This window comes from Streptomyces sp. NPDC005811 (genome assembly GCF_040630405.1).
GTDB lineage: Bacteria > Actinomycetota > Actinomycetes > Streptomycetales > Streptomycetaceae > Streptomyces.
In genome coordinates this window covers 115,280-133,372 of the sequence record NZ_JBEXXK010000021.1, presented here as the reverse complement: position 1 = coordinate 133,372, position 18,093 = coordinate 115,280, and the positions used below count along the sequence as shown (strand labels likewise).

Sequence of the window (18,093 nt, the reverse complement as noted above, 5' to 3'; positions counted from 1 at the left end):
CGGGGTGTGTGAGTTGGTCGTGGTGGAGTACCGCATCACCCGGCTGTCGCCGGATGTGATCGGTGAACTCATCGCAGGGGTCGTGCCGTTGCACCACGAGCAGCATCACGCTCGGCTCGCGGCCCGGCCGCGGCAGCACGCCCTGCCCCGGCTCCCGGTGCCACCGCCCGGGGGGCCGGGAACCGTAGGCCTCCCCTACGCTGCACACCGTCCGCTGACCTCGCGCCGTCACGCCGGCGGAGGCGTCCGCGCCGGGGCCGCCGACGGGCTCGCGGTTCCGGCCGGACCGGTCGGGGCCGTGCCGGGGGCCGCCTGCGCCGCCGGAGCCGACGGCGGGGCGTCGCCCGTCGGCTCCGGGGTGCGGGCCGTCGTCGCGTCGGCGGGATCGGCGGCGACGTCCAGGCAGTCGACGAAGCTGACGAACGCGGGGGTCGCGGTGCCGTCGGTGACCGCGAACTCCTCCTGCGGATGGCTGCGCAGCAGACACATGTCGTAGCGGGCGACGGTCGGCAGGGAGTCGCGCGCCCCGTCCGTGCGGTACTCGTGCCGGCCCACCAACTGGCAGGAGTCGTACCGGATCAGCGGCCCGCGCGGCCCCACGACATAGCGGTGCGGCCGTACTTCGGGCGCGAAGTCCTTGAAGGCCAGCCCGGTGTCGTCGCAGTCGCTGAAGTGGACCGTGCCGCTCTTCCACACACAGTCGATGACCCGCGCGTCGGGGTTGCGCACCTCGAACCGGATGTCCTGGGCGTGGAAGCGCTGCACCGAGTCGTGGTGCTGGGCGACGGGGAACCGGAAGAACGTGCTCGTGGTGCCGTACTCCTGGCTCGGCGGCCGGGTGCCCGTGATGATGTACGAGCCGCCGCGGCAGGTGATGGAGCCTCCGTAGGGGAACTCCAGGAAGTTGCCCCAGTCGTACTCGACCTTCATGTCGGTGAACCAGTAGTTGAGGAACTGGTCCTGGTCGTTGGGCTGTTGCCCCCGGCCGGTGACGCCCGAGTAGAGGAACGCCCTGCGGTAGGCGCCGCCGACCCGGCACGCCTCCCAGCGCATCTCGGAGTTGGTGTCGGTGCCGTCCAGCTGGATGCCGTACTCCCACTCCCCCATCCACTCGCACTCTGAGAACCGGTAGTCCTGCGCCTGGCCGGTGGAATAGGAGCTGAAGAAGGAGGCGCCCGGGGTCGCCGAGCGGAACTGGATGCGTTCGAAGGACAGGTTGGCCCAGATGTCCTCGTTGCGGCAGAGGTAGGAGCCGGGGCCGACCGGCGGGCGGAAGACGAGGGTGGTCATGCGCTTGCCCGCGCCGGAGAAGCGCAGCCCGTTGGCCGGGCGCAGCGGCGCGGCCCCGTTGAGCAGGGCGTTCGGGCGGGTGATGAGGAACTCGCCGGGCGGGATCTCGATCACGGTGCGGCCGATGCCCCGGGAGACCCGGGCGGCGGCGAGGGCGTAGGCGTACTCGAACGCGGCGGTGTCGTCGGCGAGTCCGTCGCCCACCGCGCCGAGGTCGCGCACGTTGATCACCCGGGACAGCAGACCGGCGGAGGCCGGCGCCCGCACCGCACCGGCGGGGCCCGACGCCGCGGACGCGCTGTGCGCGGTGAGGACCGTCGCACCCAGCAGGGTCACCCCGCCACGCAGAAGCTGCCGACGGCTCACACGGGACATCTCGCCTTCCCGCTCTGCCATAATTGCCTTCTTTCCAGCGATTTGCCCAATGAGTGCGAATTATTATGAATAAGGAGGGTAATGGCCGAGTTCGTCGAGGTTCTCCGCCACCTGTCTGCGGCACAGAAGCCCGCGAAGGGGGTCTCGCTCTACACCCGGTTCGTCAATCGCCCGGCCGGGCGGGTCCTGGCCGCGCTGGCCTATCAGGTGGGGGCGACGCCCAATCAACTGACCGTCCTCGGAGCCCTGTTCACCTTCCCCGCGCTGGCCGCGGTGGCCCTGCTGCCGCCCACGCCGTCGATGGCGGTCTGCGTGGGCGCGGCCCTGGCCGTGGGGTTCTTCCTGGACTCGGCGGACGGTCAGCTGGCGCGCGGCCAGCGGTCGGGGAGTCCGTCGGGCGAGTGGCTCGACCATGTCCTGGACTGCGTCAAGATCCTCGCCCTGCACCTGGTGGTGCTGGTGTCGTTCTACCGGTTCTTCCATCTGCCGAGCCCGCTCTGGCTGCTGGCGCCGATGGTCTTCCAGCTGGCGGCCGTGGTGATCTTCTTCGCCGGGATCCTGACGGAGAAGCTGAAGCGGCGGACACCGGGCGAGGTTCCGCCCGGTGCGCCCCCGGCCTTCAGGGCCGTCCTGCTGCTGCCCGTCGACTACGGCCTGACCTGTCTGGCCTTCCTAGTCCTGGGCAGTCAGGACGTCTTCCTTGCGGTGTACTCCGCGCTGCTGCTGGCACACGTCCTGTTCATGGCCGCCTTCCTGGTGAAGTGGTTCCGGGAGCTGCGCTGAGGGGATCGACGGCGGCTCGTGGGCGGCCAGCATCCTGAGCGCGCTGCGCAGCAGGGTGCTGGAGGTGTGCATGGTGTACGGGAAGTAGACGACCTGCACGCCGACCTCCCCGAACCGCCGCTCGTACTCCAGCCACTTGGGGGTCCCGCGCCAGTCGTCGCCCTTGAAGATGACGTGGAAGCCGACCCGCTTCCAGGTGTTGAGCTTGTCGACCTCCGTCTCCACGATGGCGTCGTCGACGTACTTCACACTGCGGACGATGTCGAGCCGCTCGGCGAGCGGGACGACCGGGACCTTGCCCTTGAGCCGTGCCGTCATCTCGTCGGAGCTCACCCCCGCGACGAGCCGGTCGCAGTGGCGCCGGGCCTCGCGCAGGATGTTGAGGTGGCCGATGTGGAACAGGTCGTACACGCCGGGGGCGAATCCGATGCGGGTCATCGCGCCTCACCCTTTCCACGGTGGGCCGTCCGGGCGGAGTGGGTGGCCTTGCCCGCGTGGGCGGACTTGCCCGCCTGGGCCGTCCGGCCGGACTGGGCGGTCTGGCCGGACTGGGCGGTCTGGCCGGACTGGGCGGTCTGGCCGGACTGGGCGGTCTGGCCGGTCTGGGCGCCGCCCTCGGCCGTCTGCTTCGGTGCCGTCGTGGTCTGCTGCGCCGGCTTCGGCACGTTCACGGTCAGCGCACGGGACCGGGCCGCGGTGTTGGTGCCGTCCGTGACCTCGATGGCGTACTGGTGGCGGGAGCCCGCCGCGACCGAGTCGGTCCAGGTCATCTTCGGGCGGTCCCAGAAGGCGGAGGACTTCGCCTTGGTCACGACGAGCTTGCCGTCGCGGTAGATCCGGTACGTCAGGACGGCGTCGTCGCGGTCCCACGCGGCCCGCCAGGCGAGGGTGACCTTGCCGGGCTCGGCCGCCGACAGGGACAGCGTGGGCGGCTCCTCCGGAGCACCCGTGTCCTTGTCGCCGAAGCGGGTCAGGCCCTGCTGGGGCGCCTCGTTGACCTCGGTGAACTCACCGCCCGCCCAGAGGTAGCCGCGCGACGCGACCAGGACACGGGGGCCGACCTGCTCGCCGAGGCCGCCGTTGGTGTCGGGGAACCAGTGCAGGATCCTGCGGTCGTCGACCCGCTGGGCCAGGAAGTGCTGACGGTCGCCCCGGTCGGGGAAGCCGCCCGGCGTCTCGTTGCAGTCGTGGGCGTGCGAGGCGCTGTAGAGCACGCCGTTGTAGGGCAGGACGGACTGGGTGGCGCCGCGGCAGGTGTCGTTCCACACCATGATGCCGGTGGCGGTCCGGCCCGCGATCCGGCCGTCGTAGATGCCGGGGCCGTGGCCCTCGGCGCCCACGAAGAAGCGGGAGTTGTCCTGGGCGATCGTCTTCACCGACGACTGGCTCGGGAACCAGCCGGGGTAGGCGAGGACGGTGGCGCCGGTGACGGGGTTCAGGGTGACCAGGGAGCGGGCCGACTGTCCGTTGACCCTCTCGAAGTCGCCGCCCACGAAGAGGCGCCCCTGCGAGATCGCGGCCGACAGGGCGCGCACCGGCTGGTCGAGTTCGGCCTTGAAGGGCAGCAGCGCGCCCTTGGGCGTGAGGGCGGCGATACGGCTCCTGGTCTCGCCGGAGACCCGGCCGAAGTCACCGCCGAGGTAGATCGCCCGGTCCGTGGGCTCGACGGCCCGCACGGTCGAGGACACGGTCGGCTTGAAGTCCTTGCGCACCGAGCAGTCGGCGGTGTTGAGCGCGACCACGTTGGCCGCCTTCTCGGAGCCGACGGTGTCGAAGGACCCGCCGATGTACAGCACCCGGCCGTCCGCGGAGGCCTTCATGGCCCGCACGGTGTGGTTGTGCCCGGTGAAGGCCGGGGCGCAGGGCAGGAGTTTGCCGGTCACCGCGTCGAAGGCGGCGAAGTTGCGGCGGGCCACCAGCTTCCGGCCCGGCGCCGCACCCGGCGGGCGGACCGCCTCGAAGGATCCTCCGACGTAGACGACGCCGTTCGCGGCGGCCATCGACCAGACGATGCCTTCGGTCTGCCAGGTCGGCAGCGCATCGGCGGAGAACGTCTTCGGGCCGCTGTCGGCGGCCGCGGCGAGGGAGGCGTCGAGCAGGGCTGCGGAGCACACGAGGGCGGTGACGGCGACCCTGGTGACCGGCTTCGAACGGAGCTTTCTCAGGTGCAAGGGAACCCCGGGTGGCAGTTGGTGGGAGAGATACGGAGTCGGAAGACGCCCACCGAGTGGGCCGGAACGCTGCGGCCGGGGCCGGCCTCATGCGGCGCGGCGGCGCAGCACTCCGGCCAGCTCGGTCACTCTCAGCGACGTCCGATATCGCCACAAACTAATAGCAAATACACACATTCCCAAGGCCATCCCCACGGCGAGTCCTGATGGAGTGTCACCTTCCCTCGTACGGGCGGCTCCCAGCACCACGGAGACGGTGAGGGCGATGCCGAGGGCGGTGACATAGCCGCGGTCGACGGTGGTGAAGCCGAGGCGCCATCGGATCAGCAGGGCCGCCGCGAGGTTCTCCACGACGATGGCCGCGCCCCAGGACACGGCGGCGCCGAGCACGCCCCGGGCCGGGACGGCGAGCACCCCGACGGTCAGCTGCACCGTGAACGCGACCGCGGTGACGGCCAGATGCCAGGAACTGCGGCCGGCCATCAGCAGCACGGTCTGGGCGTTGCCGACGGCGACATTGACCATCGAGGCCGCGCACAGGACGACCAGGGCGGGTGCGCCGCGGACGAACTCCGGCCCGAAGGCGGACAGGAAGGTGCCGGGGAAGGCCGCGAGAAGGGCGAACAGCGGCCAGGAGAACAGCACGATCCAGCAGGTCGACACGCGGTGCAGGGCGTGGGCCTCGGTGTCCTCGTCGAGGGCGAGCAGCCGGCTGACCTCCGGCGCCACGGCGAGCCGTACGGCGAGTTGCAGGAGGGTGCCCGCGGTGACCACGCGGCCGATCGCGGTGTAGACGCCGGCCTCCCCCGCGGTGGCCATGGCCGACAGCAGGATGACGCCGACCCACACGGCGCTGATGTCGAAGACGGAGGAGACCGCGCGGGGCGCGGCGAAGCCCCAGAACGTCCGCCAGGACACGGACCCGCCGTCGGCCGGGGGCGTCGTCGGGCCCCGGCCGGCCCGGCAGCGGCGCAGGGTGAACCAGGCGGCCACCGAACCGGCCAGCGCGGGCAGCAGCCACGCCGAGGCCAGCGCGGTCAGGCTGGGCAGCAGGAAGGCGACGGGGAGGGCGATCAGCAGCCGCAGCACGGGCTTGCCGATCTGCTCCACGGCGACGAACGGGACGACCGTGCCGTAGGCCCGGGTGGCGCCGAGCAGGACCATGCCGACGGTGGCTACGGGCAGGAAGACACCGAAGAGCCGCACCAGGGAGACGGCGTCCGCCGGGGGCAGTTGGGGCAGCAGCAGGCGGGCCGCGGTGGAGGACAGCAGCAGGGGCGCGGCGGCCGCGGTGGAGACCACGGCTGCGGGCAGTACGGCCATCCGCAGCAGGTCGGGGACCGAGCGGCCGTCGTGCAGGGCGAGGTCCCGGGGGACGAAACGAATGAGCCCGGCGTCGGCGCCGAGCTTGCAGGTGTTGCTGAGGATGGTGAACAGGGCGACGCCGGTGAAGACCACGCCCGAGCCGTCCGCGCCGACGGCGCGGGTGAACAGGCCGACCAGCAGGAAGGAGAAGACGGCGTTCGCGGCGGAGCCCGCCATCCCCCACCACCCGCCCCGGGCGACCGCCGCCACCGCGCGCGGGGCCTCGGCCCCGGCGCGGGTGGGAGCGGTCGTGTCGGCAGCGGTCACCGCCGGGAGACGGAGAAGGTGCCGTCCTGGGCGGGAAGTTCCATCGGCGCGGCGGGGTGCGACGCCGGACGGTACTTCGGGCGGCGGCGCGGCAGCCGCAGGCGCCGGCGAGGCCGGGCGGCGTCGAGGACGGTGCCGAGGAGGCGTCCGCCGGAGCAGTCGACCAGTTCCTGCACCTGGCGGAGGTCGTCCTGCCGGGTGGCGCCGAGGCCGACGACCAGCACGACGCCGTCGACGCGCTGGGCCACGGCGAGCGCGTCGGCGTGGGTGAGGAACGGCCCCGTCACGACGACGGTGGTGGACTCGACGCCCGGGCGCAGCCGGTGGGCCTCGGTGGACAGGCTGGAGCGGGTGTGCGTGCCGATCCCGCCGCCGGAGCGGAAGGCCAGCCGTCCGGAGACGTCGGCGTCGACGAGGACGCTCCCGCTGGGCAGGAACGCCTCCTCCAGGGTGGGTGCCTCGTACGGCATCAGCGGCAGCCGGTCCGCGAGCCCGGAGGCGTCGGAGTCGGCGTCGACGAGCAGGACCTCGCCGCCGTACTCGGCGAGGGCGGCGGCCAGGTTGGCGGCGACCTCCTCGGCGGCCTCCGCGTCGCGCGGGGCGACGACGAGCACCTGGCCGGGGCCCGAGGGGCCGTCGGTCTTGCGCAGCCGGAAGGCCAGTGCGCGGAACGCCTCCGCGCGGGCGCCGCCGGTGCGGCCGACCTTCAGCAGCTGGTCGTGGCCGTCCTCGTCGTCGGGCAGGATGCCGAGCACCGGGGTCTGCAGCGCGCCGCGCAGTTCGCCGACCGAGCGGATCCGGGAGTCCAGGGCGGAGCGCAGCCAGGCCAGCACCAGGCCGAGCAGCAGGCCGCACACCAGCCCGAGGGCGAGCAGGATGCGCAGACCGGGGCCGACCGGCAGGTGGGGGGCGGTGGCCCGGCGGACGACGTCACCGGCGTCGGTGTCCCGGGACTTGATGTCCAGGACGCGCTTCTGCAGGGTGTAGAGCTGGCTCTGCGCGGCGGTCTTGGCGTCCTTCTGCTCCAGCTTCTCCTCGGCCAGATCCTGGTTGAGCACCCGGATCTGCTGGCCGAGGGCGTCGGTGGCGCGCCGGACGGCGGCGTCGTTGCGGCTCTTGCGGTCGGTGAGGTAGGCCTCGGCGAAGGCGTTGGCGCCCTCCGCCGCGCGCCGGGGGCTGCCGGCGGTGAACTCGAAGCGCAGCACCCTGGACTTCATCGGGTTGGTGACGCGCAGCCGGGAGGCGAGCCCGTTCGCCTGGCTCTCGGGCAGGCGCAGCGCGCGGGCGACGCGGCGGGCGACCTCGGCGCTGGTGGCGACCTGCTGCTCGGTGGTCATGCTGACCTGGTTGTCGGCGGAGACCCCGACCGCGCCGAACGGGTCGGCGGTGGAGCGCACCAGGACCTCACCGGTGGCGGCGTAGGTGTGCGCGCGGTACTCGGCCAGCGCCAGCCCGCCGAGCAGTCCCAGGACCAGGCCCAGCGCGATCAGGGCGCGGTGGCGAAGGATGCGGCGCAGTTGGTCGCGTAGTTGGTCCGGCTCGTCGTACCGGTCGTCGAGATGGATGGGGCCGGTCACGGGTGCCCTCCTGTTCCGGGGATCGATGCGTGACGGGGGGTTGCGGCCGGCATCGCCGATGAGCGGAACCGGGATGCCCGGGCGACGGGGGTGGTGATGAGCAGCGGTACGGCCACCAGCAGGGTCAGCGGACCCGCGATGGCGAGCAGGCTGCCGCGCAGGAAGACCATCTGGTAGAAGGCGAACGCGGGGACGAGCAGGGCGGCGAGCGCGCCGGGGCTCTCGCGCAGCCGGTGGCGGATGTCGTCCACGCGCCGGCCGAACGCGCCGAGCAGGAGGAAGACGAGGATCACCGCGAGGGGGCCGGCCCACAGGTAACTCTCGATCCACAGGGGCGCGGACAGGTTGTGGAAGTCGTATCCGGCGTATTCGGCCAGGGAGATGCCGGTGTCCTCGGGCTTCCCCGGCCACATCGCGCGCGGCACCATGAACAGCGGCGGGCCGAGGACGTTCTGCGGGGAGAACCCGTGGTCGTGGGCGTAGTCGACACCGGTCTGCATCTGCTGGAAGGCGTCGTAGTCGCCGTTGGAGGTGAACTGGTCGGCGAGGGAGGCGACGGTGAGCGTCTCCCGGTCGCTGTAGCGGAAGTAGTCGCTGTAGGGGAAGACGAACAGCAGTGCGGCCAGGATCGCGGCCGAGGTGACGCGGAAGGCCCGGGGCCGGCACAGCCGGGGCACCGAGAACAGCAGGGTCAGCAGGACCATGCCGGCCCAGAACCGCGGCTTGCTGATGGGGTTGTTGACGACCACGTTGAGCGCGAGCAGCACCGGCAGCAGCAGCCAGCGCACGGCGCGCAGCCAGCGGTCGCCGCCGGGGCGGCACGGCACCCTCAGCAGTCCGAGCAGGGCCCAGAACGCGGGCACCGACAGCGACCAGCTGAGCAGGGAGCGCAGGGAGGCGTCCTCCCCGCCGGCCTCGGTGATGGCCTGCCGGCTGGTGAAGTAGGCGCCCAGTCGGCCGGGTTGGCCGGCGATCAGCACGGCGGCGAGGCCGAGGGCGAGCGCGCACAGGGCGAGCAGTCGCCAGGGCGCGACCCGGCGGGCGAGGGCGCGCTCCAGGCGCCCGGGCGGGGCGGTGTCCCCGCGGGAGCGTTCCCGGCGGGCGGCGAGGGCCGCTCCCGCGCTGTGGGCGAGGAGGCCGAGTTCGACGAGGGCCACGGCCACGAGCGCGGTGGTCTCGTCGGTCCGGTACGGCCAGGGGTACGCGTCGGCGGCGAGCATCGCCAGGCCCGCCAGCCCCAGCCAGATGTAGGCGAAGACCCAGAAGCCGAGGGCGACGAACCGTACCCGGGACGCGGTGAGCACCCGGGCGAGCGCACCGCCGCTGTGCACCACGACGACGCCTTGCAGGAGGAGCGCGGCCGACGGGTGCGCACCGTGCGACTGGAGGATCAGCCCCGGCAGCAGGACCGTCAGTGCCACGGCCCAGAGGGAGACCGCAGCCACACTGCGGACGCGAGCGTCCTGCATCCCGGCCTCTCCGTCGAGCGAATATTTAGGCTGAAACATCACTGAAGGATATATAGCGCTTAGATCGCCCTAATCACCCCAGGCGCGCAGAAATCGCAAAATTCTCGGCGTGCCAATTACCCCAAATCATGACAAGTCTGCATAGCTTATCGGCCATCAGATCTCCCGATTCACAGAGGAGTTGCGCATGAGCCAGCAGGTAGACGTCGTCGTCGCCGGGGGCGGGGGATTCATCGGCGGCCACCTGGTGGGCGACCTTCTCGCCCAGGGCCTGACCGTCCGCTCCGTCGACATCAAGCCGCGCCAGGACTGGTACCAGGTCCACCCCGACGCCGAGAACGTGGTCGCCGACCTCTCGCTCCTGGACAGCGCCCGGGCGGGCGTCCGGGGCGCGCGCCAGGTGTACATGCTGGCCGCCGACATGGGCGGCATGGGCTTCATCGAGAACAACAAGGCCGCCTGCATGATGTCGGTGCTCACCAGCACGCACATGCTCCAGGCCGCCCACGAGGCCGGTGTGGAGCGCTACTTCTACTCCTCCTCCGCCTGCGTGTACGCCGCCGGCAAGCAGACCGACCCGGCCCTGACCGCCCTGAAGGAGGAGGACGCCTACCCGGCGCAGCCCGAGGACGGCTACGGATGGGAGAAGCTGTTCTCCGAGCGCATGTGCCGGCACTACGCCGAGGACTACGGCTTCGTCACCCGCGTCGCCCGGTACCACAACGTGTACGGCCCGCACGGCACCTGGACCGGCGGCCGGGAGAAGGCGCCGGCCGCGGTGTGCCGGAAGATCGCCGAGGCGGTCCTCAGCGGCGAGCACCGGATCGAGATCTGGGGCGACGGACTCCAGAGCCGTTCGTTCATGTACATCGACGACTGCGTGCACGGCAGCCAGATGATCCTGAACGGCGACAGCGGGATCCCCGTCAACCTCGGCTCCTCGGAGCTGGTCACCATCAACCAGCTCGTCGACCTCGTCGAGGAGATCGCCGGTGTCCGCTGCGAGCGCACGTACCGGCTCGACGCCCCGCAGGGGGTCCGCGGCCGCAACTCCGACAACACCCTGATCCAGGAGATCCACGGCTGGGAGCCGTCGGTGACCCTGCTCGACGGTCTGGAGACGACCTACGCCTGGGTCTACGACCAGGTCAAGCGCTCCCAGCAGTGAGCCGCGGGCGAGCAGAGGAGGCGGTGAACCCATGAGGATCCTCGTCCACGACTACAGCGGCCACCCCTTCCAGGCCCAGCTCAGCCGTGAACTGGCGCGCCGCGGTCACGACGTCGTCCACTCGACCTGCACGGCCTACGTCTCCGGCAAGGGCAACCTCGCCGGGGACACCCCCGGGCTGCGGTTCGTCACCATCGGCGACGGCACCGCGCTGCGCAAGGACGCCTACTTCCGCCGGCTGCGCCAGGAGACCCTGCTGGGCCTCGAGCTCGCCCGGCAGGTACGGCGGGAGAAGCCCGATGTGGCGCTGCTGTCGAACATGCCGATCCCGGTGCTGGTGGTCGCGGCGGGCGTGCTGCGGCGGATGGGCGTCCCCTGGGTGCTGTGGCACCAGGACGTGACGGCCGAGGCGCTGAAGAGCTTCGCCGCCGAGAAGGTCGCGCGGTCCATGGGCGTCGCCGCGAAGGTGTTCGGGGCCGGCGAGAAGTGGTCGGCGCGGCAGGCCGCGGCCGTCGTGGTGATCGCCGAGTCGTTCCTGCGTGTGCACCGCGAGTGGGGGACGGCCGACAAGGTCACGGTCATCCCCAACTGGGCGCCGCTGGACGAGATCGTGCCGGTGGACCGGGCCAACGCCTGGTCGGCGGAGCAGGGCCTGGACGGCGTGCGGACGGTGCTGTACTCCGGCACCCTCGGCCTGAAGCACAACCCGGAGCTGCTGGTGCGGCTGGCCGAGCGGCTCGGGGCGCGGGGCACCCCGGTGCGGCTGGTCGTCGTCAACGACGGCCCGGCGGTGCCGGTGCTGCGCAGGGCGGCGGCCGAACGGGGCGTCGAGCTGACCCTGCTGCCCTTCCAGCCCTACGGGCGGCTGCCGGAGGTGCTGGGCTCGGGCGATCTCCTCGTGGTGCTGCTGGGCACGGACGCCGGGGAGTTCTCGGTGCCGTCGAAGACCCTGTCGTACCTGTGCGCCGGACGGCCCGTGCTCGGGCTGATGCCGGCCGCCAACCTGGCGGCGCACCTGCTGCGCCGCGCCGGGTCGGCGGTGTTCCCGCCGGAGGAGAGCTCGCTCGACGAGGCCGTCTCCTGGGCACGGGAGATCCTGTCCGACCCGGCGCGCGCCGAGTCGCTGGGCAAGGAGAGCCGGGCCCTGGCCGAGCGGGAGTTCGCCCTGGAGGACTGTGCCTCGCGTTTCGAGGACATCCTCCGTACGGCGAGCCGCGCGCGGCGGCGCTGAACGGGCGGCGGTTCGGCCGCACCCGGCGGCCGAACCGCTTCCGTCACCCTTGCCGGTACAGCTTCTCCAGCCGGTCCACGACCGCGCGGATGGAGAAGACCTCGTCGATCGCCCGCCGGCCTGCCGCGGCGAGCCGGGCCCTCAGCTCCGGGTCGGCGAGCAGCCCGCCCACCGCGCCGGCCAGCGCCTCCGGGCTGCCGTCGGTGACCAACGCGGCTTCCCTGCGGGCCAGTTCGGCCGCGATGCCGTTGCTGTCCGTGCACACGACCGGGGTTCCCTCGGCGAGCGCCTCCAGGACCGTCATCGGGAACGGCTCCTGCACGCTCGGCAGGACGTACACCGCGGCCCTGCGGTAGGCCGCGAGGGCCGCCGCGTGGTCGAGCGCGCCGCCGTAGGAGACGACGTCGCCGATCCCCCGGTCCTCGATCAGCCGGCGCACCCCCGGCAGCGAGCCCTCGTCGGCCCCGTAGAGCGTAAAGCGGGCCCCGTCGGACTCCTTGTGGACCAGGGCGGCCATCTCCACGAACGCCTCGGGGCGTTTGCGCGGGTGCAGTCTGGCCAGGAAGACCACCTCGTGGCCGGTGCGCGTCCGGTCGGTGTCCGGCGCGGTGGACACCTTCAGGCCGTTGGGCAGGTCGACGAGCGGGGGGCCGTCCGGGCCGAGGACCGCGCCCAGTTCGCGGCGCTCCCGCTCGGTGAGCACGAGACAGGCGCGGGCGCCGCGCAGCAGGGGCACGAACAGCCGGTCGAAGACCCGCGCCACGGCAGAGGCACGGGGCTCGACCATGCCGTGGGTCTGGGTGACGTAGTCCTTGCCCCGCAGCCGGGCCACGGCGAGCGCGGCGAGGGAGACGAGGTCGCGGCCCGCGTGCAGATGCACGGCGTCGGCGCGGCCGGTCTCCCGCCACAGGTCCCACAGCAGCAGCGGGTGCATCAGGCCGAGGCAGCCGCGGCCGGGCACGAGGCGCCGGGCCGGGCGGGAGACGAAGGGAACGGTGCCGACCCGCCGCGGGGCCGGCGCCGCGCCCCTGCCCCGCCACAGCGACACCAGCCGGACGTCGTGGCCGCGGGCGGCGCACTCCTCGAGCTGGGCGGCCGCCACGCTCGTGGGACCGCCGAAGGCCCCGTCGTCGCTGACGAGCGTGACCACGTGGACCAGCCTCATGCGGCCCCTCCCCGCGTGGGTGCCGACGCGCTGGTCGTCAGCACCGCGCCGGCCGCGAGGTCCTGGTGGGCGACGGCGCCCGCGCCGACGACGGCGCCCGGGCCGACGGTGACCCCGCGCAGCACGACCGCGCGGGCCGCGACCCAGCTGCCCGGCTCCAGCCGGATGGGGCCGTTGTCGAACTCGAAGGTGGCGCTGCGGCGGCGGTGGCTGCCGGTGCACAGCAGGGCGCTCTGCGAGACACAGCAGTCGTGGCCGATGGTGACCGGTTCGAGGTTGAGGATCCAGGCGTCCTCGCCGATCCAGACGTCGTCGCCGACGTCCAGTTTCCACGGCCAGTGGATGCGCACCCCGCGCCGGATCAGCACCCGCCGGCCGACCCGGGCGCCGAAGGCGCGCAGCAGCGGCGGCCGCCAGCGGGCGGGGAACCACCACTGGGTGAAGAGCAGATGCTGGGCGGCGTACCAGGCGGCCTGCACCAGCGGGGGGCGGCCCTTGTCGTATCCGGCTCCGGTGAAGCCGCGCAGCCGGCGGTCCACGAGGGGCCGGTGCGCCGGGTCCGCGACGGAAGTGGTCTGTACCATGACGCGATCCTTCACGGCGGCGGGGACGAAGGACCCGCGCCGGCCGCGTGTTGACGGCAGACCTGCCCGGATGGCGGACGCGGCCCCCGGGCCGGAACCCGGGGGCCGCGATCGCTCCTTCCCGAGGGACGCCCCGCTAGTAGGCGCCCTGGCCGTTGAGGACCGCGCGGACGGTGCGGGCCATCACGTTGACGTCGCCGGACAGCGACCAGTTGTCGACGTAGCGCAGATCGAGCGCGACCGTCTCGCGCCAGGACAGGTCCGAACGTCCGCTGACCTGCCACAGACCGGTCAGGCCCGGCCGGACGTTGAGCCGGCGCATCTCGACGCCGTTGTACTTGACGACCTCCTCGGGCAGCGGCGGGCGGGGACCCACCAGGGACATGTGGCCGAAGAGGATGTTGAAGAGCTGGGGCAGCTCGTCCAGGGAGTAGCGGCGCAGGACGCGTCCGACGGGGGTGACGCGGGGGTCGCGGCGCATCTTGAACATGTGTCCGTCGTTCTCGTTCTGCTGCTCCAGCCCGCCCTTGAGCCGGTCCGCGTCGACCACCATGGTGCGGAACTTCCACATGGCGAACCGCATCCCGTGCCGGCCGACCCTGGTCTGGCGGTAGAGGACCGGGCCCGGTGAGCCGAGCCGGACGGCCAGCGCCAGCAGGAGCAGCAGCGGCGAGAGCAGCAGGAGCAGCAGCAGGGCGCCCGTGCGGTCCACCGCCGTCTTGGCGACGGTGTGCGCACCGCGCTGGAGCGGCGGGGCGATGTGCAGCAGGGTGAGACCGGCCGCCGAGGTCAGCCGCACCCGGCGGCGGGCCACGTCGGTGATGCCGGGCAGCACCATGAGCGAGCGGCCCCGGTCGTGCAGCGCCCAGGACAGCCGGCGCATCCGCTCGCCGTCCAGGTGCGGGCCGGGTGCCACGAAGACCAGGTCGGCGCCGAGTTCGTCGGCCGCGCCGAGGACGACGGCGGCGTCCGTGTCGGGGGTGTCGGGTGCCTCGCGGGTCAGCTGCGCGTACACGGGGACGCCCGAGGTCACCTCGTCCTCGCCCACCGGGCAGGCGCCGACGATGACGTACTCGTGGTCGGTGCGCTGGGCGAGCTGTCCGACCACGGCGTCGAGGGCCGAGGCCTCGCCGACGACCAGGACATGGCGCAGGGCGCGGGCGTTGCGGCGGGCGGCCAGCAGATGACGGTGGATCAGCTTCTGGCAGACGCCGGTGGCCACCAGGGCGGGGATGAGCGCGGTGAACGCCTCGGCGGGCACGCTCTGCAGTCCGCAGACCACCCGCAGCGTCGCCAGGGCGCCGACCAGGACCAGCCAGTCCCGGGCCACGGCGCGCAGCCCGCCTCCGTCGCCCCAGGCGACGGGGGTGTATCTCTTGCTCACCACCCCGATGAGAGGCCACAGCAGGGCCGCGGCGGCCGCCAGCCGCAGGGGGTGGGGCTCATGGACCTCCACGATGGTCGCGGCGACCGGCAGGGCCGCGGCGGCCAGGTCGACACCGACGGAGAACGGGCCGTACCAGCGGGCCCTGGACCGCACACGCGGGACGGGGTGGCGCGCCACGGGCATCGGCGTCTGCCGGGACATCGCGATTCTGAACCGGCGCATGGTTTCCTTCGAACCCCCACTCGCAGCTCATATTCCTCACATGATCCTTATATCACCGCGTGGGTAGGAAAATAGGCTTTTATCGCGTGGTTTCGAGCGGCGTGGCATGGCGGTGCGTCGCGGGTTGGGGCACGGTGGAGTGACACGGCCGAGAGGAGCACCCGATGTCGAACCACACCTACCGGGTCACGGAGATCGTCGGCACCTCGCCCGACGGCGTCGACCAGGCCATCCGCAACGGCATCGGCCGCGCCTCGCAGACCCTGCACAACCTGGACTGGTTCGAGGTCGTGCAGGTGCGCGGGCAGCTCGAGAACGGCGAGATCGCGCACTGGCAGGTGGGGCTGAAGGTGGGGTTCCGCCTGGACGAGTCGGAGTGACGGACCCGATCGACGATCAGGTACGCGCCGATCAGGTCCGGCCCTCCCCCTCCTGCGCCTCGCGCAGTTCCGGCGACGGCGCGCTCCAGCGCGCGAGTACGACCCGGAATCCCGCCCGTTCGGCGTCCTCGCACACCAGCGCGTCGTCGTCCACGAGCATCCGCACCTCACGGTCGCGGGCGAGCCGGCGCAGGATCTCCAGTTTGGTGTGGCGGGCGGGCCTGCGGTCGTCGTTGCGCCGCATGTGCACCCGCCCCTCGGGCAGCCCCTGCGCGGCGAGCCACGCCAGCGTGTCCCGTCGGCAGCGCTCCGGCCGGCCGGTGAGGTAGACGACCTCGCACTCCTCGGCCTGCTCCCGCGCCAGGGCGACGCCCTGCGGGATCGGCGGGTCCTCGGGCGCGGCGGCGAAGAACGCGGCCCAGTCGCGCGGCCTGCGCTCCAGGAACCGCTGGCGGTGGGCCGTGTCGGCGAGGGTGTTGTCCAGATCGAACACGGCGATCGGCCGTCGGCTGCTGTCGGTCACGGACCCATCTTCCTCCAGCGCGCACGGCGGCGGACCCGCGGGAATCCCGTGGCCCGTCAGGTGTTGAACGAGGTATGAGCTCCGTGATCGCCTCGGCCCGCTTCTCCGTCCTCGACCGCTCCCGGGTCCGCGAGGGCCACACCACGGCTCAGGCGCTGCGGGACACGGTGGCGCTGGCCCGGGAGGCCGAGAGCCTCGGCTTCCACCGGTTCTGGGTCTCGGAGCACCACGGTGTCCCCGGCGTCGCGGGCTCCGCGCCCACCGTCCTGGCGGCCGCCGTCGCCGGAGCGACCCGCACCATCCGGGTCGGCACCGGCGGGGTGATGCTGCCCAACCACCGGCCCCTCGTGGTCGCCGAGCAGTTCGGCGTCCTGGAGTCCCTCTTCCCGGGGCGGATCGACATGGGTCTGGGCCGGTCGGTGGGCTTCACCGACGGGGTGCGCCGGGCGCTCGGCCGCGACAAGGACGACGCCGACGACTTCGCCGCCCAGCTCGGGGAACTCCTCGGCTGGTTCCGGGGCACTTCGCCGACCGGTGTGCACGCCTACCCGGCCGAGGGGCTGACCGTGCCGCCGTTCGTGCTGGCCATGGGCGAGGGCGCGGCGATCGCGGCCCGCGCGGGCCTGCCCCTGGTGATCGGCGACCTCAGGAACCGCGAGCGGATGCGGCACGGCATCGACACCTACCGCGCGCTGTTCCGCCCCTCCCCCTGGGCGTCCGAGCCGTACGTCGTCGTCTCCGGCACGGTCGCCGTGGCCGCGAGCCCCGAGGAGGCCCGCCGGCTGCTGCTCCCGGAGGCCTGGTCGATGGCGTACTCCCGCACCCATGGCACCTTCCCGCCGCTCCCGCCCGCCGAGGCGGTGGAGACCCGCACGATGACCGCGAAGGAACGCGGCTTCTACGAGTCCGGCCTGACCGGCCACATCGCCGGTACCGAGGAGCAGGTGACGGACGAGCTGGAAAGCCTGCTGAAGGAGACGGGCGCCCAGGAGGTCCTCGTCACGACCAGCACGTACGACCGTACGGCGCTGCTGGACTCCCACCGGCGGCTGGCCGGGATCGTCCACCGGTAGGGGGTCAGCGGCGGCGCTGTTCGCTCCAGGACCGGTGGTGGTCCACGAGGGTCTCCTCGACCGGGCGGTAGGTCAGGCCCAGTTCGGCGGTGCTGCGGTGGTTGTCGACGCGGAAGCGGATGCCGAGGTGCTTGCGTATGTAGTCCTGGGAGAGGCCGAACGCGGGGCCGAGGATGCGGACCGGCCAGTGCGGGAGGGCGGTGCGGGGCAGCCGCAGATCGCGCGGGTGGTGCTTGCGGAGCAGGGTCGCCATCTGGTGGAAGGAGGTCATCTCCTCGGCCGCGAGGATGTACCGGCCGTGGGCGTCCGGGTGTTCGGCGGCGGCCACGTGGGCGGCGGCCACGTCCCGGACGTCGACCGTGGTGAAGCTGAAGTCGGGGGCGCCGTAGAAGAAGTAGCCCTTGAACAGCTCGTCGAGGAGGAACAGGCTGCCCGAGTCGGAGGCGGGGGTGAGGGAGGGGCCGAGGATCAGGCCGGGGTTGAGGGAGACCATCCGCCAGCGGCTCTGCGCGGCCTCGGCGTCCCAGGCGGCCTGCTCGGCGACCGTCTTGGCGTAGTGGTACGGGTTGTTCGCCACCGTGCTGGTGGTGTTGACGTACTTCTCCGACAGGACCCGCCCGTCCATGCGGTCGACGTCCGCGTAGTCGCCGAAGATCGCGCCCACGGTGGAGGTGAACACCAGGCGTTCCACCGTCTCCGCGCGGTCCATGGCCCCGACGACGTTACGGGTGCCGTGCAGGGCCGGGTCGACGACGTCCCGCTGCCCGTCCTTGATCCTCTCCGGCATCAGGAAGGGCGAGGCCACGTGGAAGACGACCGAGCAGCCCTGCGCCGGCTCGTCGAAGGAGCCCTCCCGCAGCAGATCCGCCTCGAAGAGGTCGAGCCGGCCGGGGTGGGCGTCCTGGAGGGCGCGCAGCGGGGCGAGTTTCGCCGTGTTCGCCTTGCTGCGGACCGTCGTGCGCACCCGGTGGCCGCGCTCGAGGAGCTGCCGTACCAGGTGCGCCGCGACGAAGCCGCTGCCTCCGGTGACCAGGACCGTTCGGCCGGCCGGGCTTGTGCTCAC

General features: G+C 72.6%; 15 protein-coding genes and 1 pseudogene. 5 read left to right on the top strand and 11 right to left on the bottom strand.

Features of this window, described 5'->3' with window-relative positions; translation table 11 throughout:
* Positions 1 to 228: 228 nt before the first annotated feature.
* A complete protein-coding gene (locus ABZ490_RS23485; RefSeq protein ID WP_358993008.1) occupies positions 229 to 1,686 on the bottom strand; it encodes a glycosyl hydrolase family 28-related protein in 1,458 nt (485 codons plus the stop codon).
* 60 nt (positions 1,687 to 1,746) lie between these two features.
* Between ABZ490_RS23485 and ABZ490_RS23480 the strand changes: the two genes are divergently transcribed.
* Entirely contained in the window at positions 1,747 to 2,448 is a 702-nt protein-coding gene (locus ABZ490_RS23480; protein WP_358993006.1) for a CDP-alcohol phosphatidyltransferase family protein, read from the top strand.
* Between the two features lie 21 nt (positions 2,449 to 2,469).
* Here the strand turns inward: ABZ490_RS23480 and ABZ490_RS23475 are convergent.
* The 5 genes and pseudogenes from ABZ490_RS23475 to ABZ490_RS23455 form a co-directional block, all read right to left on the bottom strand.
* Positions 2,470 to 2,886: pseudogene (locus ABZ490_RS23475) on the bottom strand (adenylyltransferase/cytidyltransferase family protein); the annotation flags it as partial.
* Positions 2,883 to 4,619: a fibronectin type III domain-containing protein gene (locus tag ABZ490_RS23470; protein WP_358993005.1), complete on the bottom strand. Its 1,737-nt coding sequence runs from the start codon at positions 4,617 to 4,619 to the stop codon at positions 2,883 to 2,885. The pseudogene ABZ490_RS23475 and the gene ABZ490_RS23470, both read right to left, overlap by 4 nt.
* Before the next feature lie 87 nt (positions 4,620 to 4,706).
* Positions 4,707 to 6,251: an oligosaccharide flippase family protein gene (locus ABZ490_RS23465; protein ID WP_358993002.1), complete on the bottom strand. Its 1,545-nt coding sequence runs from the start codon at positions 6,249 to 6,251 to the stop codon at positions 4,707 to 4,709.
* Entirely contained in the window at positions 6,248 to 7,828 is a 1,581-nt protein-coding gene (locus tag ABZ490_RS23460; RefSeq protein WP_358993000.1) for a hypothetical protein, read from the bottom strand. The genes ABZ490_RS23465 and ABZ490_RS23460 overlap by 4 nt, the downstream gene beginning before the upstream one ends.
* Positions 7,825 to 9,297: a hypothetical protein gene (locus ABZ490_RS23455; RefSeq protein ID WP_358992998.1), complete on the bottom strand. Its 1,473-nt coding sequence runs from the start codon at positions 9,295 to 9,297 to the stop codon at positions 7,825 to 7,827. The genes ABZ490_RS23460 and ABZ490_RS23455 overlap by 4 nt, the downstream gene beginning before the upstream one ends.
* 187 nt (positions 9,298 to 9,484) lie before the next feature.
* On the opposite strand from ABZ490_RS23455, the gene ABZ490_RS23450 reads away from it, so the two are divergent.
* Both ABZ490_RS23450 and ABZ490_RS23445 read left to right on the top strand, forming a co-directional pair.
* Positions 9,485 to 10,465: an NAD-dependent epimerase/dehydratase family protein gene (locus ABZ490_RS23450; RefSeq protein ID WP_358992996.1), complete on the top strand. Its 981-nt coding sequence runs from the start codon at positions 9,485 to 9,487 to the stop codon at positions 10,463 to 10,465.
* 31 nt (positions 10,466 to 10,496) lie between these two features.
* The gene (locus tag ABZ490_RS23445; RefSeq protein ID WP_358992994.1) at positions 10,497 to 11,696 is read left to right on the top strand and encodes a glycosyltransferase family 4 protein; all 1,200 of its coding nucleotides are present in this window, start codon (positions 10,497 to 10,499) and stop codon (positions 11,694 to 11,696) included.
* A 43-nt stretch (positions 11,697 to 11,739) separates the two neighbouring features.
* Here the strand turns inward: ABZ490_RS23445 and ABZ490_RS23440 are convergent, their stop codons facing one another.
* From ABZ490_RS23440 to ABZ490_RS23430, 3 genes are all read right to left on the bottom strand, one after another.
* Positions 11,740 to 12,861: a glycosyltransferase gene (locus ABZ490_RS23440; protein WP_358992992.1), complete on the bottom strand. Its 1,122-nt coding sequence runs from the start codon at positions 12,859 to 12,861 to the stop codon at positions 11,740 to 11,742.
* Positions 12,858 to 13,445, bottom strand: coding sequence for a putative colanic acid biosynthesis acetyltransferase (locus tag ABZ490_RS23435; protein WP_358992990.1), 588 nt, complete (start codon positions 13,443 to 13,445; stop codon positions 12,858 to 12,860). Before ABZ490_RS23435 ends, ABZ490_RS23440 begins: the two co-directional genes overlap by 4 nt.
* A gap of 136 nt (positions 13,446 to 13,581) precedes the next feature.
* A complete protein-coding gene (locus ABZ490_RS23430; protein ID WP_358992988.1) occupies positions 13,582 to 15,054 on the bottom strand; it encodes a sugar transferase in 1,473 nt (490 codons plus the stop codon).
* A 164-nt stretch (positions 15,055 to 15,218) separates the two neighbouring features.
* Here ABZ490_RS23430 and ABZ490_RS23425 point away from each other — a divergent pair, with 164 nt between their 5' ends.
* Positions 15,219 to 15,434, top strand: coding sequence for a dodecin (locus tag ABZ490_RS23425; protein WP_358992986.1), 216 nt, complete (start codon positions 15,219 to 15,221; stop codon positions 15,432 to 15,434).
* Between the two features lie 31 nt (positions 15,435 to 15,465).
* Here ABZ490_RS23425 and ABZ490_RS23420 read toward each other — a convergent pair whose 3' ends face one another.
* Positions 15,466 to 15,957, bottom strand: a complete 492-nt coding sequence (locus tag ABZ490_RS23420; RefSeq protein WP_358992984.1) for a hypothetical protein — start codon at positions 15,955 to 15,957, stop codon at positions 15,466 to 15,468.
* Between the two features lie 74 nt (positions 15,958 to 16,031).
* Between ABZ490_RS23420 and ABZ490_RS23415 the strand changes: the two genes are divergently transcribed.
* Positions 16,032 to 17,030, top strand: coding sequence for an LLM class flavin-dependent oxidoreductase (locus ABZ490_RS23415; protein ID WP_358992982.1), 999 nt, complete (start codon positions 16,032 to 16,034; stop codon positions 17,028 to 17,030).
* Between the two features lie 4 nt (positions 17,031 to 17,034).
* Here the strand turns inward: ABZ490_RS23415 and ABZ490_RS23410 are convergent, their stop codons facing one another.
* Positions 17,035 to 18,093, bottom strand: a complete 1,059-nt coding sequence (locus tag ABZ490_RS23410) for an NAD-dependent epimerase/dehydratase family protein (RefSeq protein WP_358992980.1) — start codon at positions 18,091 to 18,093, stop codon at positions 17,035 to 17,037.